Genomic DNA, 25,461 nt, shown 5'->3' on the forward strand with positions numbered 1-25,461 from the left:
AGACTGTGCCGCTTACAGGCAGGAGGACGTGAATGTTTAATCGACTCAGAACGCTTTTCGCCAGTCAGGATGTACGCTCCGGTGCGATGGGCGTGAAAACTCGTCCCCAATCACCGGGTCCGTCACCATCAGGCTATTACCCGCCTCAGTCACTTGATGCACTGGTATCGCCACCGCCGCGACAGCACTTTCTTCAGCAGCTCAATGAGAATAACGCGTTGCCTGACGCGCTGTACCGGCAGTTGTACCTGGCTCCGCTGTTTTCACTACTGAGTCGTGTGCAGAATGTGCCGGCCACTCGTGAAGGTGAATGGGCTTACGCCGGCGCATTTGGCGACCTGACACTTAAATTTACCACCTACGCAGTCAGGCTTGCCAAAGGCCGGACTCTGCCACCGGGTATTCCGCCCGAAGAGCAAGCCGAACAGGGATTGCTCTGGAATGCGGTGGTGTTCTGGTGTGCGTTGTTTTATCACCTGCCGCTGCTCTGTGAACTGGAGGGCGAACTGGAAGGGGGCGATCGCTGGCTACCGGGATTTACTGTGCCCGGGAAGCCGTTTCGCTTTCGCTACTCAGCCAATATTATCCCGCCGTATCGGACCCAGGGCCGGGTTAACATACTGGCCAGTCAACTGCTGCCGGCTGCCGGGATAGCCTGGTTGTCTGGTATCCCGGATGCGTTCGATTGCCTGGCGCAGCGAATGCAGGGGCAGCCGGCAACCGTGCCACTGATTGATGAGTTGTTGCTGAGTGCTGCAGAAAAAGCTGCAGCACCATCTCTGACCAGGATGACGTCCCCGGTAGAGGTAGTCAGCCAGGTGGCAGCAGTAGTGACACAGACGGTACAGGCTGAACCTCTGGCAACGGCAAGTCTGACATCAGCCTTGTCAGACTCGCCATTACCTGCGGTGGCTAGTGTGGCTCTCTCTGCTGTACCGACACCCCAGCAAACTCCTCTTGATGTGGGCGAACTGGTGTCTGTACTCGGTTCTGCTATATCTCACAACATTGTCCCGGACATGGTGGCGCAGCCAGAGCCGGCAATGGTAGCCCCTGAACAGGATGATACCCAGGCGCTGTTGGGGCTGCTGTCTGGTATGACGGAAACGCCAATACCGGTCATCGAACAGGAAAAACCTCACGACAATCTGTCGGCCGTTCCCCATGCTGAAAAGCCTGACGACATAAACGTAGCATCCGCTGGAACAGAACATCATCAGTATGATGCGGAAAAAAACAGCGAAAACGTGACGGGGGAAAATAATAAGGGAACAGAGTTTCTGGAATGGCTGTCGGCCGGATTGATTAGTGGAGAAATTGATATTAACGAGGACGGTTCCCGCGCCCATTTAGTCGCGGGATTCGTTTTTTTATGTGTGCCGGAAATATTTTATCTGTTTCAAAAGAAAACAGGAAATAAGGTAAAACGTAACGCGTTGCAGTCATCTTTCGAGCGTTTGGGCGTACACCGGGTATCTGAAGGGGAGCGTTTCATTCAGGCAAAAGTGTATAGCACGCCCTCGGGGACCGGGACGTTTCGACATATTCATGGCTATCTGGTCAAAGCATCAACACTGTATCGGGGAAACCGTATTCCTGATGAAAGTCGGTTGTTGATCCTGCCCTGATGTATGGCAATCTGATTGATTAGCAGGCTTATTTTTTGTCTGCGCACAGCAAAGGTGCAGTTTTTGTACTCTGTAAATCGAAGGGAATGTCTATGCCAGATACGTCAATGACCTGGGAAGAACTGCTGGATGAATATTTCTTCTCTCACAATCTTCGACAAGTCACCGAAGACAGTTATGTGAAAGTGGTGAAGGGATTCAGGAAGTATATCGGTGCGGAAGTTTTACCAGACAAAATAACACACCGTGATGTGTTGAAATGGCGAAGACATACCTTAAAGGAACGCAAATTGTCCGCCAATACCTGGAATAACAAAGTGACGCACCTGCGGGCGATATTTAATTTTGGGATAGAGGAAGGTTTAATTGAACAGGATAAAAATCCATTTAATGACGTCGCTGTTCAAAAAGACAAGAAGAAAAAGAAGACACTCACCCGAGAACAGTTGACGAAAATCTACCTGCTGATGCAACGAGTAGAGTCCGAAGAGTCTCATGCTCCCTGGGGACGTCGGTGTGCATTGTATCCAGCCTGGTACTGGCTGACTGTCCTCGATACTCTGCGCTATACCGGGATGAGACAGAATCAACTACTGCACCTCCGATTGCAGGATATCAATCTCGATGAGGGATTCATCGAACTGCGACTGGAGGGAAGCAAGACGCACAGGGAGTGGCGGGTGCCTGTCGTTCGTCAGTTGCGTGTCAGGCTGGCACGGTTACTGGCGCAGGCAAAACTGGCCGGCGCCCGTCCGTTCGACATGTTATTTGATGTCAATCGCTTTGCACCGTCGCGACGCCACCATGACGAGTATCAGTATGATGAAGCCCAGGCATTACAGAGTACACGGTCGTTTTTCCGCCGACTGGCCCGGGACTGTGGATTCGCGGTGACGGCACACCGTTTCCGGCATACGTTGGCCACCGAGCTGATGAAAACGCCGGATCGTAATTTGCAGTTGGTTAAAGATCTACTGGGACACAGTAGTGTCAGTACCACGATGGAATACATTGAATTGAATATGGAAATTGTAGGGAGGACACTGGAGACTGAGCTGGCGTTACACACAGATATTTGCGTGGATAACCAATTACATGACTTGACAGTAATGTAGTTGGCTGTAACTATACACAGCGATCGAGAAAAGGGAATCTGCGGACACAGATTCCCTATCTTGAGGATTCAGTTCTTTGTTAAACAGTGCAGCTTGTTGAATGCTATCTGCGCCGAAAACGATTCTATGACCAAACCCTGCGTTAACCGCCCGTTAAGGATCTCACTCTTAACCAGCGTGCTTTGATGCAAATAAGTGGTGCCCGGACTCGGAATCGAACCAAGGACACGGGGATTTTCAATCCCCTGCTCTACCGACTGAGCTATCCGGGCAACGGGGCGCATTAAACCGGATTCAGGCGGCTTCGTCAACGTGAATTCACCCACTTTTTGACGGTTTGGCTGCTTTTTCGGCGTTTATGCGGTTTTTGCATAAATAAGCAACAGCATATCGCCGATGGGCCTGTCGGACGTGGTTCGCCGGGTGCGAAAGCGTTACGCCAGCGCGCCGTGTTTCCGGCACATTGCCACGCGTAGTACGTCTTCCGCCAGCCGTTTCGCCACGGTCACGTCGGACAACTGGCGTTTTACCAACAACTTGCTCAGGCAGCCCTCCAGAATCAGTTCCAGCTGTAATGCCACCATGTCCGTGTCGTCGGTTTCCAGTTCTTCCAGCAACGCTTTGGTGTAGTGGTACGAGGCTTGTTTCTGTTGTTCCGCAATTTGGTGAATGGGGTGGAGCGGGTCCGGGAACGCGCTGCAGGCGGCGATGAACAGGCAGCCCGGAAAACGATGCTGGCTGACGGCGTCCTGTAACCGTTGGTAGCGTACCAGCAGCTTTTGCTCCGGGCCGAGTTGTTCATCCAACTGCACCTGTTTGCGCCAGATATTCACCTGCTGGCTGTGATAACGCAGGCTGTCGTACAGCAGGGCTTCACGGTCGGGCCAGAAGGGTTGCAGTTCGGCCGGAGAGACGCCCAACTGGTCGGCCAGCATATCCAGCGTTGTGTCGGCGAATCCGCGCCGTTCCAGCAAGGCCAGCGCCTGCTCCAGAACTTCTTCCCGTTGCATCATGCTCCTCCTGCTCATCAATCATCACTAACCAGTGTGGTTTATCTCCGGCATCTTTCAAGTTTATGACCACCTGCCGCGATATAGCTTGATGTTAGCGCGCCAGCGTCTGCAAGTGCGCGCTAAACGCGGCGGCGTCCATGAAGCCGGTTACACGCGAGCCCGGAATTTCCCGGCCGCTGGCGTCGAAAAACAGAATCGTCGGCAGTCCCAGCACCTGTAGGTGCTGCAATAGCGCCCGCTGCGTTTCGTTGTTGGCGGTGACATCCGCCTGCAATCGTTGCATGGCGGACAGCGACTGCTGCACCGCCGTATCGCGGAAGGTGTATTTTTCGAACTCTTTACAGGCCACGCACCAGTCGGCGTACAGGTCGAGCATGGTGATGCGGTTGTCGCTGCGACTCAGCGCCGTGGTCAGGTCATCCAGCGTGTTGGTCGGCGTGAAGTGCAACTGGCTGCCGCTGGTCGGTTCAGCCTGTACCGGCGCGAACACCCAGTCCTGCAACGGCCGGGCCGCCAGCAACGCGCCCAGAAACAGCAGAATCTGCACCATTCGCATGCCGCCGGCGTGACTGCGCAGGCTGAGGGCAAATGCCCAGCCGAAAAACGCCACGCCGAGCAACCCCCACAAGCGCCACTCCCAGACATCGCCCAGCACTCTTCCCAGCAGGAATACCGGCAGCGCCAGAATCACAAACCCGAAACCTTCCTTGACGTGATTCATCCAGGGGCCGCGTTTGGGCAACAGCCGATTGCCGAACAGGGTAATCGCCATCAGCGGCAGCCCCATGCCCAGCGCGTACAGGTACAGCGAGCCGCCGCCGGCCAGCAGGTTGCCGCTCTGGGCGATGTACAACAGCAGCGCGCTGAGCGGCGCGGTGGTGCAGGGCGAGCAAATCAGTCCGGCCAGTGCGCCCATGGCGAAAACCCCGGCAGCGGAGCCGCTTTGCTGGCGATTGCTCCACAGGGTCAGGCGTGTTTGCAGGGATGACGGCAATTGCAGGCTATAGACGCCGAACATCGACAGCGCCAGCGCGACAAACATCACCGACAGCCCAATCAGGACGTAAGGGTGTTGCAACGCCGCCTGAAAACGCAAGCCGGCCGCCGCAACCACCAGGCCGAGCAGGGTGTAGGTCAGCGCCATTCCCTGTACGTACACCATCGTCAGCAACAGCGTACGACCGGCGGACAGCCGTTGCTGGCGGCCGAGAATCAGCCCGGAAATCAGCGGGTACATCGGCAGCACGCAAGGGGTGAAGGCGACGCCAATACCGATGAGCAGCGCCCACAGCGGCGAGAACGGCAACCGCGGGGTATAAGCGCGGTCCGGCTGCGGCGTGACGGCGGTCGGCGTTGCCGGTGTATCGTTGGTGATAGCGCTGGCGATGGCGCTGAGCGGCACCGAACGGGTTTCCGGCGGGTAGCAGAAGCCGGCGTCGGCGCAGCCCTGATAGGTGATGCTGAGCGAGGCGCCGGGCGGCACGTCGCGTAAAGGGACATTGAGCGTCAGCGACTGGCGGTAGATGGCCACCTCGCCGAAAAACTCGTCCCGATGTGGTTCGCCGGGCGGCAGCGTCAGGCCCGGAGGCGCGAGCAGCGCGCTATCCAGCTTGATTTGCTGGCGGTACAGGTAGTAACCGGGGTGGATCTGCCAGTTCAACGTCAGTTGGTTGCCACGCTGGTGAAAATCAAAGGTAAAAGCTTGATCCACCGGCAGGAACTGCGACGTCGCGCTGCGCCCGAAGGGGCTTTGCGCCGACGCCAGAGTATTGAAAAACAGGCTGAGGCACAGAACCGTCAGCGTAAAGATGCGTTGAGCCATGAGAGATAATCGCTGTCGCCACCCTCGACCGGCAGCACCAGTAATTCTGGTGTCTGGTAAGGATGCTGTTGTTTCAGGTGAGTCAGCAGTGCGGACTGATGTTCCCTGTCGCTTTTAAGCAGCAGTTGAAGTTCCGTCTGCTGTTCCAGTTTACCTTCCCAGTGATACAGGGAAGTAGCGCCCGGCAGTATGGTGACGCAGGCGGCCAGACGCGCTTCCAGCGCGGAGTTGGCCAACCGTCGGGCGCAGTCTTCATCGGGTGCGGTGCAGAGTACTACCACCGCGCTGTTGAATTGCGCATTACTGTTGAACTGCGCATTGTTGCCGAATAACGCATCGTCGTTGGGTTTTGACATCGTGACCTCGATAACGGTAACGGTTGACACACTATACCGTGCGGGGTCGGCAATCGTAAGGCCGGATCGACGCTGGAACGCCGATCCGAAAAAACTTTACGATTCGGCGGAACGTTACAGCACCAGGTGACCGATAACGAAGCCGAAGGCGACCGACAGCGAAATCGCCACCACGCCGGGGATCAGAAACGCATGGTTGAACACGTACTTGCCGATACGGGTTGAACCGGTGTCGTCCATTTCCACCGCCGCCAGCAGCGTGGGGTAGGTGGGCAGCACGAACAGCGCCGATACCGCGGCAAACGAGGCAATCGCCGTCACCGGGCTAACGCCCAGCAGCAGCGCGGCCGGCATTAGCGCTTTGGCGGTAGCGGCCTGCGAATAGAGCAGCGTCGCGGCGAAGAACAGCACCACCGCCAGCATCCACGGGTGGCTCTGCAACAGCGTGCCCGCCGTACTCTGAATATCGGCAAGGTGCGCTTTGACGAAGGTATCGCCCAGCCAGGCTACGCCCATTACGCACACGCAGGCGCTCATACCGGACTTGAAGGTGCTGGCGCTGAGGATTTGGGCGGTATCGACGTGGCAGGTCAGGCAGATCAACGTGGCGATGGTCAGCATGAACACCACAATCGCTTCATTGCGCGGCAACACCGGGTTATGGATCAGCCCGACGGTGTCGCTGATGGCGGTAGCGTACAGCACCACGGCGATGATGCCGACAAGAAACAGCCCGACCGAACGTTTGGCGCCCGGTTTCAGCGCCAGTTGGCCGTGACCGCGCAGGGTGACTTCGCCTTTGCGCAGGCGCTCCTGATAAACCTCGTCATCTTTCAGCTCCTTGCCGAGAAAGTTGGTGAACACGGCGGTCAGCATGATGGCGATCAGCGTACTGGGAATGCAGATGCCGAGCAGCGCCAGATAGCTCACGCCTTTCGGTTCCAGCAGACCGGCGACGAAGACCACCGCGGCGGAGATCGGCGAGGCGGTAATGGCGATCTGCGAGGCGACCACTGCGATCGACAGCGGACGGGACGGGCGGATGCCCTGTTCTTTCGCCACCTCGGCGATAACCGGCAGGGTGGAGAACGCGGTGTGGCCGGTGCCAGCCAGCAGTGTCATGAAATAGGTCACCAGCGGCGCGAGAAAGGTGACGTAACGCGGCTGACGGCGCAGCAATTTTTCCGCCAGACTGACCAGATAATCCATGCCGCCTGCTACCTGCATGGCGGCGATAGCGGCGATAACCGCCATGATGATTTCAATCACGTCGAACGGGATCGCGCCCGGTTTGATGTGAAACCCCAGCGTCAGAACCAGTACACCCAGCCCACCGGCAAAACCGATGCCGATGCCGCCGAGTCTGGCGCCCAAATAAATAGCGAGGAGTACGATAAACAGTTCCAGAATAACCATGTTGATGTTCCTTCTGATTTTGTTGTCCGTGACATTGCAAAACGTCTTTCCATATCTTTTTCTTATGGCTGTGGCGACAGCCTGGCCTTTTGCGGCGCGGAAAAAAGTAGCGAATGAATAGTAGTGAATAGAATAAAGGCACGCAGCCCCAGGCGGGACTGACGTGCCTTACAGAACAGACCGCGCGGGATTACGACGCGTCTTGGTCTTCGGTGTAGCGTTTGGCTTTGTAAGCCGGGTGCATCAGGTTTTGCACCGAGAAGATGTCATCCAGCTCGGCTTCGGTCAGCAGACCGCGCTCCAGCACCACTTCACGCACGCTCTTGCCGGTTTCGGCGCAGATCTTGCCGACGATGTCGCCGTTGTGGTGACCGATGAACGGGTTCAGGTACGTCACGATGCCGATGGAATTAAATACGTAGGATTCGCAGACGTCTTTATTGGCGGTGATGCCTTCGACGCATTTTTCCAGCAGGTTGTAGCAGGCGTTGGTCAGAATCTGGGTGGATTCAAACATCGCCTGGCCGATGACCGGCTCCATCACGTTCAACTGCAACTGACCGGCTTCGGCCGCCATGGTAACGCAGGTATCGTTGCCGATGACTTTGAAGCACACCTGATTAACCACCTCCGGCACCACCGGGTTGACCTTGGCGGGCATGATGGAGGAACCGGCCTGCAGTTCCGGCAGGTTGATTTCGTTCAGGCCGGCGCGCGGGCCGGAAGAGAGCAGACGCAGGTCGTTACAGATCTTGGACAGTTTGACCGCCAGACGTTTCAGCGTGCTGTGCACCATCACGTAGGCGCCGCAGTCGGAGGTGGCTTCGATCAGGTCTTCCGCCGGTACGCACGGCAGTTTGCTCACTTCCGCCAGTTTCTGCACCGCCAGTGGCTGGTAGCCTTCCGGGGTGTTCAGACGGGTGCCGATAGCGGTGGCGCCCAGGTTCACTTCCAGCAGCAGTTCCGCGGTGCGCAGCAGGTTTTTGTTCTCTTCTTTCAGCAGCACGTTGAAAGCGTGGAACTCCTGGCCCAGCGACATCGGTACCGCATCCTGCAACTGGGTGCGACCCATTTTCAGGATGTTTTCGAATTCTTTCGCCTTCTGCTCAAAGCCATCGCCCAGTACGGTCACGGCTTCGACCAGTTTCAGAATGCAGTTGTACACCGCGATGCGGAAACCGGTGGGGTAGGCATCGTTGGTGGACTGGCATTTGTTGACGTGGTCATTGGGGTTCAGATACTGATATTCCCCTTTTTTATGGCCCATCAGTTCCAGACCGATGTTGGCCAGCACTTCGTTGGTGTTCATGTTGACGGACGTGCCCGCGCCGCCCTGAAACACGTCGACCGGAAACTGGTCCAGGCATTTGCCGTTGACCAGCACTTCATCGCAGGCTTTGATGATGGTGTCGGCAATCTTGCGCGGTATGGTCTGAAGTTCACGGTTAGCCATGGCCGCGGCTTTTTTGACCATTACCATGCCGCGTACGAATTCCGGGATGTCGCTGATTTTCTGGTTGCTGATATAGAAGTTTTCTATCGCGCGCAGCGTGTGGACGCCGTAATACGCATCAGCCGGAACTTCTCTGGTACCTAACAGATCTTCTTCAATGCGAATGTTATCTGACATGAGAGCCTTCTCTTACTTCTGTCGATTAGAATTTATAGGATGTATCGTCTTACCGTGGAGGACAGCAGCAGAATGTTTAACCACCATGCTCGCTGTTGTTGTTATGATATTCTGTTGTTATGCAGGATTTCCGTTGCCCCGATCACATATGGGCGGTCATCTCTCTCCTACTGTGTGAACTGTGATGAGGGTCATGACCGTGGCGCAGGAATAAACGGATACATCACCATCGTGGTTGAAAAACGGCGTTTGCACTACCATCTCCTGATTAGCGTCCGCCAGTATGGGTAAATGGCGTGTTCGAGTATAAAGTACTGTACCACGCCAACTGGTCGTATCTTCATACCTGTTCGTGATGACAGCATGAGGTAAGGAATATGACCGCGCGCTGTTAAGAGCCTATCCCAATAGGGCTATTTTACTTGCCATTTTGGACCTGGGCAGTGCTCGAAACCCTCACGTACTACGTGTACGCTCCGGGTTCTGCGCGCTGTCCGAGTCCAAACTGGCTGCGCCAATGACGCCGATTGGGATAGGCTCTAAGTCAATATTTCTATCAATGGGTTAAATATCAACCACAGGAGTTTCGGGTGCGCTGGTTACCGCTTTTGCTGATTTTTTTGTTCGTTTACATCGAAATCTCTATTTTTATTCGGGTGGCCGAAGTGCTGGGCGTGGCGCTCACCTTGCTGCTGGTCGTGCTGACGTCCTGTATCGGGATCTCCATGGTGCGTAACCAGGGCGTGAAGAACATCATGCTGATGCAGCAGCGCCTGCAGGCGGGGGAAAGTCCGGCGGCCGAACTGGTTAAAAGCGTATCCTTGATACTGGCCGGTTTCCTGCTGGTGGTGCCGGGATTTTTCACCGACTTTCTCGGCTTGTTGCTGCTGCTGCCGCCAGTGCAGAAGCACCTGACGCTCAAGCTGATGCCGCACCTGCAAATCTGGCGCGGCCGTCCGGGTCCGGGCGGTCACGGCGGGCAGGGCAATGTGTTTGAAGGCGAGTTTCAGCGCAAAGACGAGCACGAGCGGCTGGACAAGTCCGATGACGACCGCCACGACGGCAATCCACCCAACGATTCCTCACCGCGCTGACCCCGGCCGGAAGGGGCGCGGAACGGCGCCGGGCGCAGGCCGGCGGAAAAATTTCACTTAACGCAAAAAAAATTTCTTTTTTCCCTTGAAGCGTCGTGAAACGTCCCCACTTAGTTCACCACAAGGCCGGATGCCAGAGTGCGTCCGGCGTTTAACCTAAACTGATATGGACTTTCTCAAAGGAGAGCTATCAATGAAAATTCGTCCATTGCATGACCGCGTGATCGTCAAGCGCAAAGAAGTCGAGTCAAAATCTGCTGGCGGCATTGTTCTGACCGGTTCTGCAGCGGGTAAATCCACCCGTGGTGAAGTCCTGGCTGTTGGCCATGGCCGTATCCTGGAAAACGGTGAAGTGAAACCGCTGGACGTGAAGGTTGGCGATATCGTCATTTTCAATGATGGCTATGGCGTGAAGACTGAGAAGATCGATAACGAAGAAGTGTTGATCATGTCTGAAAGCGACATTCTGGCGATTGTTGAAGCCTAATCTCACGTAATCATCTGAACGAAACGAATTCAAGGGAAACTACCAATGGCAGCTAAAGACGTAAAATTCGGTAATGACGCTCGGGTAAAAATGTTGCGTGGCGTTAATGTGCTGGCTGATGCAGTGAAAGTAACGCTGGGCCCGAAAGGCCGTAACGTGGTACTGGACAAATCCTTCGGCTCGCCGACCATCACCAAAGACGGCGTGTCCGTTGCACGTGAGATCGAACTGGAAGACAAGTTCGAGAACATGGGCGCCCAGATGGTGAAAGAAGTTGCCTCCAAAGCCAACGATGCGGCAGGCGACGGCACCACCACCGCGACCGTACTGGCTCAGGCTATCGTTAACGAAGGTCTGAAAGCCGTTGCCGCGGGCATGAACCCGATGGATCTGAAACGCGGTATCGACAAAGCCGTTATCGCCGCAGTAGAAGAACTGAAGAAACTGTCTGTACCTTGCGCTGATACCAAAGCCATCGCTCAGGTAGGCACCATCTCCGCCAACTCCGACGAAACCGTGGGCAAGCTGATCGCCGAAGCCATGGAAAAAGTAGGTAAAGAAGGCGTGATCACCGTTGAAGAAGGTTCCGGTCTGCAGGACGAACTGGACGTGGTGGAAGGTATGCAGTTCGACCGCGGTTACCTGTCTCCGTACTTCATCAACAAGCCGGAAACCGGTTCTGTTGAGCTGGAAAGCCCGTTCATTCTGCTGGCTGACAAGAAAATCTCCAACATCCGCGAAATGCTGCCGGTGCTGGAAGCCGTTGCCAAAGCAGGCAAACCGCTGCTGATCATCGCTGAAGACGTGGAAGGCGAAGCGCTGGCGACGCTGGTGGTCAACACCATGCGCGGCATCGTGAAAGTGGCCGCGGTGAAAGCGCCGGGCTTCGGCGACCGTCGTAAAGCCATGCTGCAGGACATCGCTACCCTGACTTCCGGTACCGTGATTTCCGAAGAAATCGGTCTGGAACTGGAAAAAGCCACCCTGGAAGATCTGGGTCAGGCTAAACGCGTGGTTATCAACAAAGATACCACCACCATCATCGATGGCGTGGGCGACGAAGCCGCGATTCAGGGCCGCGTGACCCAGATTCGTCAGCAGATCGAAGAAGCCACTTCCGACTACGATCGTGAAAAACTGCAGGAACGCGTAGCCAAACTGGCAGGCGGCGTTGCCGTTATCAAGGTTGGCGCAGCGACCGAAGTGGAAATGAAAGAGAAGAAAGCCCGCGTTGAAGACGCGCTGCACGCGACCCGTGCCGCCGTTGAAGAAGGCGTGGTTGCTGGTGGCGGCGTGGCGCTGGTGCGCGTAGCGGCATCCATCAGCGCACTGACTGGCGACAACGAAGACCAGAACGTGGGTATCAAAGTTGCGCTGCGCTCTATGGAAGCGCCGCTGCGTCAGATCGTGTCCAACGCCGGTGAAGAACCGTCAGTGGTTGCCAACAACGTGAAAGCGGGCGAAGGCAACTACGGTTACAACGCGGCGACCGAGCAGTACGGCAACATGATCGACATGGGTATCCTGGATCCGACCAAAGTAACCCGTTCTGCGCTGCAGTACGCGGCTTCCGTTGCCGGCCTGATGATCACCACCGAATGTATGGTGACCGAGCTGCCGAAAGGCGACGCGCCTGACTTAGGCGCTGCTGGCGGCATGGGCGGTATGGGTGGTATGGGCGGCATGATGTAATCTGCCGCGCGACCGCAGCAATATTCTTGCTGTGGTGCCTGTCGCACTGTAAAAACTACCCGGCTTCGGCCGGGTAGTTTTTTTTAAGGGCTGCCGGTATGCAGGGTGAGCGCAGGAACGTACCTCATGTGTGATGAGGTTTGGCTACCCGCTAGTTTGCAACAGGGTGTGAGCCGGGCTGATAGATTGTGTAAAAATTACTCAAATCGTTAACAGGCGGTTCAGAGCCTGTTATCAGCGTACGATTCTTCGCTACACTGAGCATCTGCGCTACAATAAGCGCGTTTATACCTTTCATACTTCAAGTTGCAGGTGTGTTGGCTGCGTTCAAATCGGCTTACGCCAATTTGTCGTTCATCCCGGTCACTTACTTATGTAAGCTCTCGGGGATTCATTCGGTTGCCGTGTTACAAGGCGCTAATGAGCCTTGCCCTGAAGGGCCAACGCGTAGCGTTGTTCAACACGCCAGCGTGTTGTCCTGCAACTCGAATTATTTTGGGTAGATTTTATTTATTAAACACCGGGTGGAATGGGATACATGTCTGATAAGGCGTTGGCTAGCCTGCACTCGGTTGAGTGGTGCGCGCCTGAAGATTTACCCGCGTCAGTGGTGGACTGGTTGGTTTACCGCGATTCTATGACGCGTCGTCTGGAACGGCATTGCCTGCGGCTGACCGTGGAGGTTAGCGAAGAGCAGTTTGTGTCGTCGCTGGATATGGCTGGCGAATCGGCGCTGTTGCCGCTGAGTGAACGTTATTGGCTGCGTGAGGTGACGCTGCTGGGTGATGGCAAGCCCTGGTTATTCGGCCGCACGGTAATACCGGAGCAGACGCTGGAGGAGGCCGATATTGACCTGACGCAGATCGGTAACACGCCGCTGGGGCGTTATTTGTTTCTGCAGGGACCGCCGCCGCGCGATGTGATTCAGACCGGCCGAAGCGGGGCGCTGTGGGTGCGGCGTTCACGTTTGCTTTTGTCGGGCAATCCGTTGCTGATCACCGAGCTGTTTTTGCCGGATGCCCCCATTTATTTCCCCGACGCCCATCAGGGCTGAGTGCAGAAGGAGAATCAGGCGTTGGAAAGACTGTTAACGTCAGAACGCTGGGGCGCGTATTGTCGCCTGATGCGTATCGACAACCCGATTGGCACCCTGTTGTTGTTATGGCCGACACTGTGGGCATTGTGGCTGGCAGGGCGAGGAACGCCGGCACCCTGGACGCTGCTGGTGTTCGTGGCGGGCGTGTTCCTGATGCGTGCGGCAGGGTGTGTGATCAATGACTACGCCGACCGCCATTTCGACGGTCATGTTAAACGCACCGCCGCGCGTCCGTTGCCGGCTGGCTTGGTGAGCGAACAATCCGCCAAGGTGCTGTTTGTCGTGCTGGTGTTACTGGCGTTCGGCCTGGTGCTGACCATGAATCCGTTGACCATCTGGTTATCGGTCGCCGCGCTGGCGCTGGCCTGGGTATACCCATTTATGAAGCGCGTCAGCCATCTGCCGCAACTGGTGCTGGGCGCGGCGTTTGGCTGGTCGATCCCGATGGCTTACGCCGCTGTCAGCGAATCATTGCCTGCCACCTGCTGGCTGATGTTTTTTGCCTATATCTGCTGGACCGTCGCTTACGACACCGAATACGCCATGGTGGATCGCGACGATGACCTCAAGATCGGGATAAAATCCACCGCCATTCTGTTTGGCAGTCACGACACCCTGATTATCGGCGTACTGCAACTGATGACGCTGGTGGCGATGCTGGCGCTGGGGCGGATGATGGGGCTGAGTCAGGTTTTTTACTGGTCGGTGCTGGCGGCCGCCGCCTTGTTCGCTTATCAGCAGAAACTGATTGCCGGGCGTGAGCGCGATGACTGTTTTCGGGCGTTCAAAAACAATAACTACGTGGGGATGGTGCTGTTTTTCGGCATCCTGTTCGGTCTGTAACCGTTTTCCTGGTAATAAATGCAGCCCTGCGGAGTCGATCCGCAGGGCTGATTATCACTCGGTTTCTTCTTTTTCGACGATACTGGCGGCAGGTTCGCTATCGTCGCTTTCCTGCGCCAGACTGGCGCTTTCAATCGTCAGCTTCACTTCCGGAGTCAGCAGCTCGCCCAGAATGGCGTAAATCGCCTGGACGTGTTCCAGCACTGCATCGCCGCTGTCACTGACATACCCTTCGTTACGCAACGTGTTGACCAGCGTTGAGAACACCGCCTTGTCGAAAAACTCCGGTGCGTTGATACCGTGCAACACCGAAAGACGCTGCGCCATGCTGCGGCTCTCTTTCTCCAGCGCGCCGCGGCTGATGGTCGGGTTGGCGTTCAGCAACGCCAGGGTAATAGCGTAACGCTGCAGCGTTTCGCGGACACCGGCGGCCAGCAATTGCAGCGCGCGGATACGCGCCGGGTTCAGTTCCAGCCCGCCGTCCTTATTCAGAATCAACTGCTGACGTGCCAGCTCGGACACCAGCGAATCCAGTACAGCGGACAGTTCGGACTTCTTGTAATGCAGGAACAATTCGGCCTGCAGCAGCGGATAAATCAGCGTTATCTGGCGCAGCAGTTCTTCGGTGGTGATCCGGCGATAATGCATTACGATGCTGGCAACCAGTGATGGCAACACCAGCATATGGTGAATGTTATTGCGATAGTACGTCATCAGCACCGCCTGCTCGCGCGGCAGGATAATAATGTCGCCGACGTTGTCCTTTTCCACCTCGAACTTGTCCATACCGAGCGCGTGTTCCAGCAACTCGGCGGCGGTTTTGTTCGGCACGGTGATATCGCTGCTGTAAGGAACGTTACGCAACAACTGCAGATAACACTCCAACTGCTCTTCCATCTGCTCGCGCGTCAGCGCCCGCTGGCGGGAAGCCAACAGCGCGGTGCAGCACAGGTTCATGGCGTTGGCCGCCGCCGCGTTGTTGATGCGCACCATGATGTCGTCGGCGATATCCTGTACGGTCGGCGTCAGCCAGGCCGGACGTTGCGGATCGATAGGATCGATGGCGTCGCGCCACTGCGGCACGCGGTTGTTGAGGTAGGTGGTCAGCGACAGCGGCTCGCCGATGTTAACGTACCCCTGGCCGAGATTACGCAGCTTGCGCAGCCCGCGCACCATCTGCAGGAAGCCTTCTTTTTCCTTGGTGGCGCCGCGCAGCTCTTTGGCGTAGGTGCCCACTTCCATCACGTGTTCGTAGCCGATGTAAATCGGCACCAGCGTGATCGGGCGGGTGCCGCCGCGCAGCATCGCCTGAATGGTCATCGCCAGCGTGCCGGTCTTCGGCTCCAGCAAACGGCCGGTGCGAGAACGGCCGCCTTCGACGAAGTACTCCACCGAATAACCGCGGGTAAACAACTCGCCCAGATACTCGCGGAACAGGGTCGAATAGAGCTTGTTGCCTTTGAAGGTCCGGCGGATGAAAAAGGCGCCGAGACGGCGGAAGATCGGACCGGCCGGCCAGAAGTTAAGGTTGATGCCGGCGGCGATGTGCGGCGGCACCAGCCCCTGATGGTAGAGCACGTAAGAGAGCAGCAGATAGTCCATGTGGCTGCGGTGGCAGGGAACATAGACGATTTCATGCCCGTCCTGCGCCAACTGGCGTACCCGCTCGGCATTGTGCACGTTGATGCCCTGGTACAGACGGTTCCAGGTCCAGCCCAGCACACGGTCGGATAGCCTGACGGCTTCATAGGAGAAGTCGGCGGCAATCTCTTCGAGCAGCGTGATGGCGTTCTGCTGTGCCTTGTCGTGGGAAATCTTCTTGACCCGCGCCTCATCATCAATCGCTTTGGCGATGGCGCGGGAAGACAACAGCTTGTTGAACAACTCCTGACGAACCGGTAAACGCGGGCCGACGGCCGCCAGTCGCAGACGGGAGAAGTGCATACGCGCCACGCGCGCCAGTTTGTGGGCGATGGTCTTGTCGGTGCCGTGCTCGGTCGCCATGTAACGCAGCGAAACGGGAACGGAGAAACGCACAAAGCTGTCGCGACCCAGCCACAGAACGGCGAAGAATTTCTCTATGCCGTTCAGCAACCGCAGATGCGGCGTGTCCTGATTCTGGCCTTCGCGGCCTGGGGAACGGCCGAACATGACCGACACCGGCACCATCTGTATGTCGAGTTCCGGATTGTTGCGATGCAGATCCAGATAGTCGTGAAACAACTTTATCGACTGCTGTTTGGGCACGTAGTAACGGAACAGACGCGGGCCGTCGTTGACAAATACGTGGCTCGGCAAGGTTTTTCCGTCGATCTGCAACGGCTGCAACGGATCGGGCAGATTGAGCTCCAGACATTTGGTGCGCAGAGTCAGCAGATCCGCCTTGGAATTGTAGGGCAGCACATAGAAGATCGGCCGCGCCGGATCCAGACGTTGTTCGTTAACGGGATCCTGTGGGATAACCTTACTCTTTACCAAGAGTTTTAGTGGGAAATTCAGTAGTTTATAGTAGATTCTACGCCAACCTGACATAACAACCAGAAGCCTCTTGTTAGCAATGCGGGCCAAGGATACCAGAAACCCGGCAGGATATCTGTGGTGATGAGACCATGACGACGCGTTAAAATTGCGGCCAATGACAAATTAAAGGTGGAGTAAGCATGAACAAAACAACCGGAATAACCCGCATCATCAAGGCGGCGGGTTATTCGCTACAAGGGTTGAAACAGGCATGGCGGCACGAAGCGGCATTTCGCCAGGAGTCATTACTCACGCTTGCTGCGATTATTATTGCCTGCTGGCTGCCGGTTTCAATGGTGGAACGGCTGTTGTTGATCGGTTCCGTGGTGCTGATCGTGCTGTTTGAGCTGGTCAATAGCGCTATTGAAGCGGTGGTGGATCGGGTCGGCATGGATTACCACGAATTGTCCGGCCGGGCGAAGGACATCGGTTCGGCGGCGGTATTTGTCGCCTGTTTGCTGGCGACCGGAGTATGGGGGGCGATACTGTGGAATCGTTTTGCGTGACGCTTTGCATAATCGCAGAAAAATCCGCGCAATAGCGATATCGCGGTTCCCATCGGCACTTTCCCTGTATATACTCACAGCGAAACTGTATAAACAACCAGGGGGCGGAATGAAAGCGCTAACTACCAGACAACAGCAGGTTTATGATCTGATTCGCGATCATATTTCACAAACCGGTATGCCGCCCACCCGGGCCGAAATCGCCAGTCAGCTTGGCTTCCGTTCGCCGAATGCGGCTGAGGAACATCTCAAGGCGCTGGCGCGTAAAGGCGTTATTGAGATCGTCACCGGCGCTTCCCGCGGTATTCGCCTGCTGATGGAAGAAGAAGATCAGGGATTGCCGTTGATCGGTCGCGTCGCCGCCGGTGAACCGTTGCTGGCGCAACAGCACATCGAATGCCACTATCAGGTCGACCCGGCGATGTTCAAGCCCAGCGCCGATTTCCTGCTGCGGGTCAGCGGGATGTCGATGAAAGATATCGGTATTCTGGACGGCGACCTGCTGGCGGTGCATAAAACGCAGGATGTGCGTAACGGCCAGGTGGTGGTCGCGCGCATTGAAGATGAAGTGACGGTCAAGCGACTGAAAAAGCAGGGCAATGTTGTGCAACTGCTGGCGGAAAACAAAGAGTTCGCTCCAATCGTGGTCGATCTGCGTGAGCAGAATTTCTCGATTGAAGGATTGGCGGTTGGCGTAATCCGCAACAGCGACTGGAGCTAACGCCCCTGCTTTAGTCCGCCTTTGAAGGATGGATGCTGCCGCCCATGCAGGTGTTCAGCTTGTCTGGATGAACGCCTGTACTGCCCGGTACTTTGACCGGGCTGAACGTGATGTATGAATTCAGGGACGCGTGGTGTATTCAGGAAGAATCACTTTATTCAGAACGAATAACTGTCTTTAGAACGAATAGCTGTTTTCAGAAAGAATAGCTGCCTTCAGAACAAATAGCTGCCTTCAGAACGAATAATGTATTCATTAAGAATCATGTATTTAGAAAGAGTAGTGTGAAGCAATGCTTCACACTTAGCGTTTCTTCACCATGATGCTGTGATCATGATTACAGCTGTCCCGATGTTCGCAGGACTCCACCTTCTGGCATTCGCCACACAAGCCGTGGGCTTCCACCACACTGTGACGCAGAGCGAAGCCAGCCTGTTTCGCCAACTGGTGCAGCGTTTCCTCAACGCCTTCCGTCTGACGTTCCGTCACCTGCCCGCAGCGGTCGCATATAAACAATGCCGAAGTATGGCTATGTTCTTCGAAATGATGGCACAGCACATAGCTGTTGGTGGACTCCACCTTGTGGATAAAACCTTGTTCCAGCAGGAAATCCAGCGCGCGATAAACGGTGGGAGGCTTGGCCTGAGGCTCGGAAACGCGAAGCAAATCCAGCAGATCATACGCGCTGATCGCACCGGGTTGCTGGGCCATCAAGCGCAACACTTCCTGACGCTGTGGCGTCAGACGCACATTGCGTTGCTGGCAAAGCTGTTCAGCCTGGGCAACAAGTTTGTCCGGATTGGTTGAATCCATTGCAGTAACCCTGAAGCGAGTGTGAAATCATGGCGGCATCTTACCATGACTGAATAAAAACGCCGAGATGGCTGCCGCAAGGTTGCGCTAGGCCATCTCTCGTCACACTGCATAACTGGCGATTCATTTTCTTCATAGCGGAATCCCTGCCGTGTACCGGCCTGATTCGCGGCGCCGGCACCGCCCTGAAACCTGGTGGTCAGGGCGGAAGGCAACATGCGTGGCGGGACTTTGTACGAGCACGGGTCAGGCTTAGACCACCAGATCGATCAGCAATGCTCGTGTGGCGGTTTCCGCCCGGATGATAAGGCTGTTTTCCTGCTGAACAAACGCGCCGTCGCCGCAGCGCAATACGTTGGGAATCGCAGCGCTATTGCCGTTGATGCTGATCGTGCCGTGAATCGATTGCAGATAGGCGCGGTTGCCGTTTAGCGTCAGGTTGTGCTGCTCGCCGGCCGCCAGATTCAGATGGTGGATCCACACCTGCTGACGCAAATGAAAGGCGCTGGCCGACTCATCCGGCGATGCCAGCAACTGGTAAGGTTGGTCTTTTAGCGCTAACCGCTGCAAACACCGGTTTTCCCGCGTTGGGCAGGCGTCCAGCCACAGTTGCAGCCGGGTCAGCGGCGTGTCGTCGCCGATATTGTGTTCGCTGTAACTAACGTTGGGCTGGGCGGCCAGCAGCAAGGCTTCGCCCGCTTTGGCGCGGGTATGATTACCGTTGCTGTCGCGGTATTCCGCCTCGCCCTGCAACAGGATGTTCAGAATGTCGACGCGCGGATAGGTTCGTGGCTGAAAAGAGGCACCCGGGGCCAGCACTTCCTGATTGAGCACCCGCAGCGAGGCGAAACCCAGTAGATCAGGATCAAAGTAATGACCGAAAGAAAAGGTGTAACGTGCCTGCAACCAGCCATAGTTAGCCTGGCCGCATTGTTCTGCTGCTCTGCTAATGATCATGGTATTCGACCCTGAGAATTATTGATAAAGCGATAGTAATTGTCTGGACGATGGATTGTTAGCCAGTTAATCTGGTCGGTACGTTCAAAAATCCTGAATGAGTGAAGAAATGGCAAAAGAACGGGCATTAACACTAGAAGCTTTAAGGGTCATGGACGCCATCGATCGCCGGGGAAGTTTTGCTGCCGCTGCAGATGAACTGGGGCGAGTCCCGTCCGCTCTGAGTTATACCATGCAGAAACTGGAGGATGAACTGGATGTGGTGCTGTTCGACCGCTCAGGCCATCGCACCAAATTCACTAATGTCGGACGGATGCTGCTGGAGCGGGGACGAATTCTGCTGGAAGCCGCCGACAAACTAACCACGGATGCCGAAGCGCTGGCGCGAGGATGGGAAACCCACCTGACCATCGTGGTGGAAGCGCTGGTGCCGACCGAGCACTTTTTTCCGCTGTTGGACAAGCTATCGCTAAAGGCCAATACCCAGGTGTCATTATTGACCGAAGTGCTGGCCGGGGCGTGGGAACGGCTGGAGCAGGGGCGAGCGGATATCGTTGTCGCGCCGGACATGCACTTTCGTTCGTCTTCAGAGATCAACACCCGCAAACTCTATTTGATGAAAAACGTGTATGTGGCCAGCCCGGACCACCCGATTCACGATGAGCCCGAACCGTTATCGGAAGTGACTCGTGTCAAATACCGGGGTATTGCTATCGCTGATACCGCTCGCGAGCGTCCGGTGTTGACGGTGCAACTGCTGGATAAACAGCCGCGCCTGACCGTGAGTTCGATGGATGACAAGCGCCGGGCGTTGCTGGCCGGGTTGGGGGTGGCGACCATGCCGTATGAGCGGGTGGCGCAGGATATCGCCGAAGGCCGTCTGCGAGTGGTAAGTCCGGAAGATTCCATGGAAGCTCAAATTATCATGGCATGGCGGCGCGACAGTATGGGCGAAGCCAAGGCGTGGTTTTTACGGGAAATTCCGCGCATATTCAACGCGTTTTGATGGCGGCATGAAGGCAAAATACAACGCCGCCGGTTGGCTAAAATCAACCGGCGGCGTTGTTGTGTCTGGAGCGTGTCGGTAAATCGTACGCGCTGTTCACCAGAGATTACGGGTAGCGTTTATCACGGCCGTGCGGCGTATTCAGGTCCATCTCCGGCCCTACGGAGATGATGCCGTGAGGGTTGATGGTGCCGTGACTGCGATAGTAGTGGTGGCGGATATGCGCTATGTCCACGGTGTCGGCTACGCCGGGCAACTGATAGATCTCACGCAGATAACCATACAGGTTCGGGTAATCGCTTATCCGGCGTTTGTCGCATTTGAAATGGGTGTGATAGACCGGATCAAAACGGATCAACGTCGTCCACAAACGAATGTCTGCTTCAGTGAGACGATCGCCGGCCAGATAACGTTGCCGGGCGAGGATGGTTTCCAGTTTGTCCAGGGCGGTAAATACCAGCCCGACGGATTCGTCGTAAGCGGTTTGCGTTGTGGCAAAGCCGGCTTTGTACACGCCGTTGTTAACCTGGTGGTAAATCCACTCGTTCAGCTCGTCGATTTGCCCTCGCAGCGCCAGCGGATAGTAATCACCGGGTATGGCGCCGCAACCGTCGAACGCGCTGTTGAGCATACGGATGATATCCGCGGATTCATTGCTGACGATGGTGTGCTGCTGAGTGTCCCACAGCACGGGAACGGTGACTCGCCCGCTGTAGTCGGCTTTGGCGTGCAGATAAAGCTGATAGAGAAATTCGTGCTGATATAGCGTGTCGCCGGTGGCCTGTGGAAAATCGGTGTCGAAGGTCCAGCCGTGGTCCAGCATCAGCGGGTGCACCACCGAGACATCGATGTGTTGTTCCAGACCTTTGAGTTTTCGCAGTAACAACGTGCGATGAGCCCAGGGGCAGGCCAGCGATACGTACAGATGGTAGCGACCAGCTTCTGCTTTGAAACCGCCGGTGCCCGTCGGGCCGGCTTCGCCGTCGGCGGTGACCCAGTTGCGGAAAAATGTCTGCGGCCGCTTGAAATGTCCGCCGGATGACTGGGTTTCATACCAGGTGTCGTGCCATACGCCGTCAACCAATAATCCCATAGCTGGATCCTCCAGGAATAATGACAATGGCGGTCACAGCATGCTGTCGACCGCCATCAAATGATAGTCAGGCTGTGTTGCTCAACTGATTATTCAGACTGCCATTACCATTTTTTGTTCAGCAGACGGTCGATGCTGAATGCGCCCGGACCGGTGACGAACAGCAGTACATAGCCGCCGGCGATAGACAGGTTTTTCATGAACATCAACTGGTTGGCGCCCTGAGCGAAATCAGTATGGAAAATGAATGCGGTCAGCAGCGTGAAAATTGCGGTGGCGATTGCAGCGGTGCGGGTCAGGAAGCCAAACAGAACCGCCAGACCGCCGCCCAGTTCCAGCAGAATGGTCAATGGCAGCAGTGCGCCCGGAACGCCCATCGCCTGCATATACTGTTGGGTTGCGGCGTAAGATGCGCCCAGTTTGCCGTAACCGGCAACGATAAACAGGATTGGCAGCAGAATACGGGCAACCATCAGCAATGCATTCTCAAAATTTTTCATCGATATTCTCCAGTAGTGTGTTTGCTGCCGGAGCAAAATCGACAAGGGCGCATCCGGCGTGGCTTGTTTAGAACGTTTGTGTAACAGATGGGAAGAATACTAGAGGCGAAAGCGGGCCGGTGCCAGCGAGTAAAATTGTTGTTTTATGTCAGAAAAATTGACCATGCCGGCGACCGATGAACGAAAAAACCGGGAAACGGTATGTATGCCGACCCCGGTGATGATAAAACGTGACGAGGATACATGGTGAACGAACCGTGCGGCGAAAAGATGGAAAACCGGGCTTCACCGCCGTGGCGGTGATTGCACTACGGAGCGTATCAGCTTTAATGCGCTCCAGATGCCGGCGGCCTTGCGTGCCAGGTTCATCAGCCGCCGCGGGTGGCGTATCCCCAGTATGGCGACGATCGGCGGGATCACGACCAGATAGCGGCGTATCCGCGCCAATTTCTGCCAGTAGTCGTCGCAGGGTGCGGTGATTTCCAGCCAACGGTTTTTGTTCGCCGCCAGATCCAGCCGTTGTTGTTGGATCTGACGTAGCAGTTGCTGTTTTTCGGCGGCCAGACGCTGCTGACGATTCATTTTGACTCATCCTCCAGCAGCGAACGATCCGTCGCCAGCTCTTTGCGTGTGTCCCGCAATAGCGTGGAACGGCGCAGGCGTTTTAGCGTCCAGAGCGCGCCGAACAACGCCAGTCCAAACAGGGCGGCGGTGATCCAGCACAATGCCGTCAGGCGCAAGGCCGGATCAATGCTCCAGATAATCAGCACAATCAGGCTCATCAGGCCAAACGCCGTGAACAGCAGGGTCAACCCCACCATCAGCAACAACTGAATCAGCAGGTTTTTTTCCTGCTCCAGTTCCACCACCGCCAGTCTGAGGCGTGTTTCCGCCATACCGACCAGAATGGCGAGAATCCGCTGTACGGTGGAAACGGCGGTGCTGCCGGGGCCCTGGCGTTGCGGTTCTGTCTCCATAAGTTAACGGCGAGCCAGCAACAGACCCAACACCACGCCGACGGCGGCACCGATGCCAACCCCGGTCCAGGGATTTTTATGTACGAAATCATCGGCGCACTGGGTCGCTTCGCGGGCTTGCGCCGTAATCCGTTCGCCGGTGTCATTCAGACGTTCGCGTGACTCTTTGAGGACGGTTTCAGCCTTATCGCGCAGTTTGTCCAGTTCGGCTTTGGACTTATCGCTGGAGGAGCGTAACACCTCTTCCAGTGTGTCTCCCAGAGAACGCAGCTCTGCTCGCAACTGTTCGGTATTGGATTCTTGTGCCATGTGAACACTCCTTTATTTGATGAATCATAGTGTTAACCACTTTCAGTGTTAACTATAGTGCAGATTTTCATCTTTGCTGAAGGAATGACTACGGATAATTCTGATAACCCGCTGTAAAACTGGCGAAATTAGTTCGAAAAGAAGGGAATGACATAACAGGCGGCGCACAGTTCGTGTCCGCAGGGGATCAGCTTCTGATAACCGGCGAAGCGCCGTTGATGCGTTGGGCGATGACAAGGGCGTGCGGCAGCGCGGTGCTCAGTATTTCTCTGGCCGCGCCGCTTTGCTCCGGCGAAGACAGCCGCACGATGATGCTGTCGTTTTCCGGGGTAATGCTCTTGATGGCGATACCCCGTTCGTTAAGCCGCTGGTAAATATAGAAGCCATCCGGCAAAGGCGCGCCCTGATGCAGCGGGGTAATGTGCAGCATCACCTCGTCCGGCAGACGCCGTGACGACATAGAGAGCAGCACGACCAGCGGCAACAGCAGCAGCAACAGACGCCAGGCGGAGGGCTTTCTGAACCTGCGGTTGGTCATCAATCAATTCCTTTTTTCACGTGCCATCATGCGTTTTTTACGCCACAGCACCAGCAGCGACCCTGCCAGCCCGATAAACAGCAAAACCAGCGGCAGCATCATCAGGCAGAACATCAGCTGGTCTTCGTATTTGCGGAATACCGGGGTTTTGCCCAGCGCGAAACCGAGAGAAACCAGAATGATGACCCACAAAAAACCACTCATCCAGTTGAAGAACTGGAAACGGGTGTTATTCAGCCCGGACAGCCCGGCAATGGTCGGCAGCAAGGTTCGGATGAAGGCCAGGAAACGGCCGATCAACAGCGCCGATAACCCATGACGGTGGAACAACTGATGCGCCCGCTGGTGATAGTGTGATGGAAGATGCGACAACCATCCTTGAACGACTCGCGTATTTCCGAGCCATTTTCCCTGCAGATAACTGACCCAGCAGCCAAGACTGGCGGCAGTGGTTAACAGCGCGATGGTGAACGGGTAATTCATGGTGCCTTTGGCTACCAGCACCCCCACCAGAATCAGCAGGCTGTCGCCCGGCAGGAAAGCCGCCGGCAGCAGGCCGTTTTCCAGGAACAAAATCAAAAACAGCAGCAGGTAAATCGTCCAGACCAGTTTGGGATTGGCCAGGACTTCGAAATTCTGGTGCCAGAGAGCATGCAAAAGTTCTTTAACTATATCCATCTGGTGTTCCTGTACTGCGGCGTTGGAGAAACCACGCTGAGAACCTGTGACCCGTCAGCGCTGCCGCCGTTGGCATAGTCCGATGTTCTGAACCATGAACGGGCGCGCTGATGAGCCGGGTACGCAGAGCGGTCATTGCTGTACATCGGGTGGCGTGCTCCTTCACGAGCCTGCACATATACCCTTCATACTTCAAGTGGCTGCCTTCGATCACTCCAGTCGCTTACCGGGCTCCTGGGGAGTCACTCGCTTGCCGCGTTACAAGACTCGTAATGAGCCCTATCCTGAAGGACCAAACGCGTTGCCTTGTTCAACACGCGAGCGTTTCGTCCTGCAACTCGAATTTTGGGGTACAGACTGATGTCATTATCCGTGTGTGGCCGATGGCATGTCCTGTTTACGCTGATAAACGTTGCGATACGGGCAGTTGACCGGCTTGCCGGGGCATACTGGCGCTTTTCAGCGCATTTCCCCACTTGCCATGTTCCTTTCCGGTTATTTTGCCTTTCAGGTCGTTCTGCCAGTAATTAAGCGTAAAAAAAGTACCCTAACTGTAACAAAAGCAGTGCGGGCGAGATAGGAAAATATCACGTTCTGAAAACGTATAACGACCTGTTTATTGGGAAAAGGTTGTGATTGCCGTCATATTTT

25 protein-coding genes and 1 tRNA gene are annotated in these 25,461 nt (G+C 55.9%); 10 read left to right on the forward strand and 16 right to left on the reverse strand.

Annotated features, from left to right (window positions below; all coding sequences use genetic code 11):
- The first annotated feature begins 32 nt into the window (after positions 1 to 32).
- Both CVE23_RS03210 and CVE23_RS03215 read left to right on the forward strand, forming a co-directional pair.
- On the forward strand, positions 33 to 1,628 hold the full coding sequence (locus CVE23_RS03210; protein ID WP_100848892.1) for a conjugal transfer nickase/helicase domain-containing protein: 1,596 nt from the start codon (positions 33 to 35) through the stop codon (positions 1,626 to 1,628).
- Between the two features lie 86 nt (positions 1,629 to 1,714).
- Positions 1,715 to 2,743: a tyrosine-type recombinase/integrase gene (locus tag CVE23_RS03215; RefSeq protein WP_373287785.1), complete on the forward strand. Its 1,029-nt coding sequence runs from the start codon at positions 1,715 to 1,717 to the stop codon at positions 2,741 to 2,743.
- Positions 2,744 to 2,939: 196 nt separating this feature from the next.
- Here the strand turns inward: CVE23_RS03215 and CVE23_RS03220 are convergent.
- The 6 genes from CVE23_RS03220 to aspA all read right to left on the reverse strand — a co-directional run bounded on the left by CVE23_RS03220 (position 2,940) and on the right by aspA (position 8,980).
- A tRNA-Phe gene (locus CVE23_RS03220) sits at positions 2,940 to 3,015 on the reverse strand.
- A gap of 162 nt (positions 3,016 to 3,177) precedes the next feature.
- Positions 3,178 to 3,753 (reverse strand): division control transcriptional repressor DicD, encoded by a 576-nt coding sequence (gene dicD, locus CVE23_RS03225; protein WP_038917759.1) that lies wholly within the window; start codon positions 3,751 to 3,753, stop codon positions 3,178 to 3,180.
- A gap of 94 nt (positions 3,754 to 3,847) precedes the next feature.
- A complete protein-coding gene (locus CVE23_RS03230) occupies positions 3,848 to 5,578 on the reverse strand; it encodes a protein-disulfide reductase DsbD (protein ID WP_100848894.1) in 1,731 nt (576 codons plus the stop codon).
- Positions 5,554 to 5,934: a divalent cation tolerance protein CutA gene (cutA, locus tag CVE23_RS03235; protein ID WP_071605148.1), complete on the reverse strand. Its 381-nt coding sequence runs from the start codon at positions 5,932 to 5,934 to the stop codon at positions 5,554 to 5,556. The genes CVE23_RS03230 and cutA overlap by 25 nt, the downstream gene beginning before the upstream one ends.
- Before the next feature lie 114 nt (positions 5,935 to 6,048).
- Positions 6,049 to 7,350 (reverse strand): anaerobic C4-dicarboxylate transporter, encoded by a 1,302-nt coding sequence (locus tag CVE23_RS03240; protein WP_038917762.1) that lies wholly within the window; start codon positions 7,348 to 7,350, stop codon positions 6,049 to 6,051.
- A gap of 190 nt (positions 7,351 to 7,540) precedes the next feature.
- Entirely contained in the window at positions 7,541 to 8,980 is a 1,440-nt protein-coding gene (gene aspA, locus CVE23_RS03245; protein WP_038917763.1) for an aspartate ammonia-lyase, read from the reverse strand.
- A 590-nt stretch (positions 8,981 to 9,570) separates the two neighbouring features.
- Between aspA and CVE23_RS03255 the strand changes: the two genes are divergently transcribed.
- The 5 genes from CVE23_RS03255 (at position 9,571) to ubiA (ending at position 14,192) form a co-directional block, all read left to right on the forward strand.
- A complete protein-coding gene (locus CVE23_RS03255; RefSeq protein ID WP_038662588.1) occupies positions 9,571 to 10,074 on the forward strand; it encodes an FxsA family protein in 504 nt (167 codons plus the stop codon).
- A 193-nt stretch (positions 10,075 to 10,267) separates the two neighbouring features.
- The gene (locus tag CVE23_RS03260) at positions 10,268 to 10,561 is read left to right on the forward strand and encodes a co-chaperone GroES (protein ID WP_013316258.1); all 294 of its coding nucleotides are present in this window, start codon (positions 10,268 to 10,270) and stop codon (positions 10,559 to 10,561) included.
- A 45-nt stretch (positions 10,562 to 10,606) separates the two neighbouring features.
- On the forward strand, positions 10,607 to 12,253 hold the full coding sequence (groL, locus tag CVE23_RS03265; protein ID WP_033570628.1) for a chaperonin GroEL: 1,647 nt from the start codon (positions 10,607 to 10,609) through the stop codon (positions 12,251 to 12,253).
- 538 nt (positions 12,254 to 12,791) lie between these two features.
- Positions 12,792 to 13,307, forward strand: coding sequence for a chorismate lyase (gene ubiC / locus CVE23_RS03270; RefSeq protein ID WP_038917764.1), 516 nt, complete (start codon positions 12,792 to 12,794; stop codon positions 13,305 to 13,307).
- Positions 13,308 to 13,328: 21 nt separating this feature from the next.
- On the forward strand, positions 13,329 to 14,192 hold the full coding sequence (gene ubiA, locus CVE23_RS03275) for a 4-hydroxybenzoate octaprenyltransferase (protein WP_100848897.1): 864 nt from the start codon (positions 13,329 to 13,331) through the stop codon (positions 14,190 to 14,192).
- A 54-nt stretch (positions 14,193 to 14,246) separates the two neighbouring features.
- On the opposite strand, the gene plsB is transcribed toward ubiA, so the two are convergent.
- Positions 14,247 to 16,724, reverse strand: coding sequence for a glycerol-3-phosphate 1-O-acyltransferase PlsB (gene plsB, locus CVE23_RS03280; RefSeq protein ID WP_038917765.1), 2,478 nt, complete (start codon positions 16,722 to 16,724; stop codon positions 14,247 to 14,249).
- Positions 16,725 to 16,852: 128 nt separating this feature from the next.
- On the opposite strand from plsB, the gene CVE23_RS03285 reads away from it, so the two are divergent.
- Positions 16,853 to 17,218 (forward strand): diacylglycerol kinase, encoded by a 366-nt coding sequence (locus CVE23_RS03285; protein ID WP_038662574.1) that lies wholly within the window; start codon positions 16,853 to 16,855, stop codon positions 17,216 to 17,218.
- Between the two features lie 109 nt (positions 17,219 to 17,327).
- Positions 17,328 to 17,939 carry a transcriptional repressor LexA gene (gene lexA, locus CVE23_RS03290; RefSeq protein ID WP_022632067.1) on the forward strand — a complete coding sequence of 204 codons (612 nt, stop codon included), beginning with the start codon at positions 17,328 to 17,330 and terminating at the stop codon, positions 17,937 to 17,939.
- 303 nt (positions 17,940 to 18,242) lie between these two features.
- On the opposite strand, the gene zur is transcribed toward lexA, so the two are convergent.
- Both zur and CVE23_RS03300 read right to left on the reverse strand, forming a co-directional pair.
- Positions 18,243 to 18,752, reverse strand: coding sequence for a zinc uptake transcriptional repressor Zur (gene zur / locus CVE23_RS03295; RefSeq protein ID WP_033570633.1), 510 nt, complete (start codon positions 18,750 to 18,752; stop codon positions 18,243 to 18,245).
- Between the two features lie 252 nt (positions 18,753 to 19,004).
- A complete protein-coding gene (locus tag CVE23_RS03300) occupies positions 19,005 to 19,709 on the reverse strand; it encodes a pirin family protein (RefSeq protein WP_100848898.1) in 705 nt (234 codons plus the stop codon).
- Positions 19,710 to 19,818: 109 nt separating this feature from the next.
- On the opposite strand from CVE23_RS03300, the gene CVE23_RS03305 reads away from it, so the two are divergent.
- Positions 19,819 to 20,715 carry a LysR family transcriptional regulator gene (locus tag CVE23_RS03305; protein WP_038917767.1) on the forward strand — a complete coding sequence of 299 codons (897 nt, stop codon included), beginning with the start codon at positions 19,819 to 19,821 and terminating at the stop codon, positions 20,713 to 20,715.
- A 106-nt stretch (positions 20,716 to 20,821) separates the two neighbouring features.
- Here the strand turns inward: CVE23_RS03305 and CVE23_RS03310 are convergent, their stop codons facing one another.
- The 7 genes from CVE23_RS03310 to CVE23_RS03340 form a co-directional block, all read right to left on the reverse strand.
- On the reverse strand, positions 20,822 to 21,808 hold the full coding sequence (locus CVE23_RS03310) for a glutathione S-transferase family protein (protein ID WP_100848899.1): 987 nt from the start codon (positions 21,806 to 21,808) through the stop codon (positions 20,822 to 20,824).
- Positions 21,809 to 21,912: 104 nt separating this feature from the next.
- A complete protein-coding gene (locus tag CVE23_RS03315; protein ID WP_038662558.1) occupies positions 21,913 to 22,308 on the reverse strand; it encodes a DoxX family protein in 396 nt (131 codons plus the stop codon).
- Between the two features lie 285 nt (positions 22,309 to 22,593).
- A complete protein-coding gene (locus CVE23_RS03320) occupies positions 22,594 to 22,890 on the reverse strand; it encodes a YqjK-like family protein (RefSeq protein WP_049854606.1) in 297 nt (98 codons plus the stop codon).
- On the reverse strand, positions 22,887 to 23,285 hold the full coding sequence (locus CVE23_RS03325) for a phage holin family protein (protein ID WP_038662552.1): 399 nt from the start codon (positions 23,283 to 23,285) through the stop codon (positions 22,887 to 22,889). The genes CVE23_RS03320 and CVE23_RS03325 overlap by 4 nt, the downstream gene beginning before the upstream one ends.
- 3 nt (positions 23,286 to 23,288) lie before the next feature.
- Positions 23,289 to 23,594 carry an ElaB/YgaM/YqjD family protein gene (locus tag CVE23_RS03330; RefSeq protein ID WP_038917771.1) on the reverse strand — a complete coding sequence of 102 codons (306 nt, stop codon included), beginning with the start codon at positions 23,592 to 23,594 and terminating at the stop codon, positions 23,289 to 23,291.
- A gap of 187 nt (positions 23,595 to 23,781) precedes the next feature.
- Positions 23,782 to 24,132, reverse strand: a complete 351-nt coding sequence (gene mzrA / locus CVE23_RS03335) for an EnvZ/OmpR regulon moderator MzrA (RefSeq protein WP_038917772.1) — start codon at positions 24,130 to 24,132, stop codon at positions 23,782 to 23,784.
- Between the two features lie 3 nt (positions 24,133 to 24,135).
- The gene (locus CVE23_RS03340; protein WP_038917773.1) at positions 24,136 to 24,810 is read right to left on the reverse strand and encodes a DedA family protein; all 675 of its coding nucleotides are present in this window, start codon (positions 24,808 to 24,810) and stop codon (positions 24,136 to 24,138) included.
- Positions 24,811 to 25,461 lie beyond the last annotated feature (651 nt).

This window comes from Dickeya fangzhongdai (assembly GCF_002812485.1).
Lineage (GTDB): Bacteria > Pseudomonadota > Gammaproteobacteria > Enterobacterales > Enterobacteriaceae > Dickeya > Dickeya fangzhongdai.

Coding starts and splice junctions, on each gene's coding strand:
- CVE23_RS03210 (WP_100848892.1), top strand. CDS start 33: ATGTTTAATCGACTCAGAACGCTTTTCGCCAGTCAGGATGTACGCTCC.
- CVE23_RS03215 (WP_373287785.1), top strand. CDS start 1,715: ATGTCTATGCCAGATACGTCAATGACCTGGGAAGAACTGCTGGATGAA.
- dicD (WP_038917759.1), bottom strand. CDS start 3,753: ATGCAACGGGAAGAAGTTCTGGAGCAGGCGCTGGCCTTGCTGGAACGG.
- CVE23_RS03230 (WP_100848894.1), bottom strand. CDS start 5,578: ATGGCTCAACGCATCTTTACGCTGACGGTTCTGTGCCTCAGCCTGTTT.
- cutA (WP_071605148.1), bottom strand. CDS start 5,934: ATGTCAAAACCCAACGACGATGCGTTATTCGGCAACAATGCGCAGTTC.
- CVE23_RS03240 (WP_038917762.1), bottom strand. CDS start 7,350: ATGGTTATTCTGGAACTGTTTATCGTACTCCTCGCTATTTATTTGGGC.
- aspA (WP_038917763.1), bottom strand. CDS start 8,980: ATGTCAGATAACATTCGCATTGAAGAAGATCTGTTAGGTACCAGAGAA.
- CVE23_RS03260 (WP_013316258.1), top strand. CDS start 10,268: ATGAAAATTCGTCCATTGCATGACCGCGTGATCGTCAAGCGCAAAGAA.
- groL (WP_033570628.1), top strand. CDS start 10,607: ATGGCAGCTAAAGACGTAAAATTCGGTAATGACGCTCGGGTAAAAATG.
- ubiC (WP_038917764.1), top strand. CDS start 12,792: ATGTCTGATAAGGCGTTGGCTAGCCTGCACTCGGTTGAGTGGTGCGCG.
- plsB (WP_038917765.1), bottom strand. CDS start 16,724: ATGTCAGGTTGGCGTAGAATCTACTATAAACTACTGAATTTCCCACTA.
- CVE23_RS03285 (WP_038662574.1), top strand. CDS start 16,853: ATGAACAAAACAACCGGAATAACCCGCATCATCAAGGCGGCGGGTTAT.
- lexA (WP_022632067.1), top strand. CDS start 17,328: ATGAAAGCGCTAACTACCAGACAACAGCAGGTTTATGATCTGATTCGC.
- zur (WP_033570633.1), bottom strand. CDS start 18,752: ATGGATTCAACCAATCCGGACAAACTTGTTGCCCAGGCTGAACAGCTT.
- CVE23_RS03300 (WP_100848898.1), bottom strand. CDS start 19,709: ATGATCATTAGCAGAGCAGCAGAACAATGCGGCCAGGCTAACTATGGC.
- CVE23_RS03305 (WP_038917767.1), top strand. CDS start 19,819: ATGGCAAAAGAACGGGCATTAACACTAGAAGCTTTAAGGGTCATGGAC.
- CVE23_RS03310 (WP_100848899.1), bottom strand. CDS start 21,808: ATGGGATTATTGGTTGACGGCGTATGGCACGACACCTGGTATGAAACC.
- CVE23_RS03315 (WP_038662558.1), bottom strand. CDS start 22,308: ATGAAAAATTTTGAGAATGCATTGCTGATGGTTGCCCGTATTCTGCTG.
- CVE23_RS03320 (WP_049854606.1), bottom strand. CDS start 22,890: ATGAATCGTCAGCAGCGTCTGGCCGCCGAAAAACAGCAACTGCTACGT.
- CVE23_RS03325 (WP_038662552.1), bottom strand. CDS start 23,285: ATGGAGACAGAACCGCAACGCCAGGGCCCCGGCAGCACCGCCGTTTCC.
- CVE23_RS03330 (WP_038917771.1), bottom strand. CDS start 23,594: ATGGCACAAGAATCCAATACCGAACAGTTGCGAGCAGAGCTGCGTTCT.
- mzrA (WP_038917772.1), bottom strand. CDS start 24,132: ATGACCAACCGCAGGTTCAGAAAGCCCTCCGCCTGGCGTCTGTTGCTG.
- CVE23_RS03340 (WP_038917773.1), bottom strand. CDS start 24,810: ATGGATATAGTTAAAGAACTTTTGCATGCTCTCTGGCACCAGAATTTC.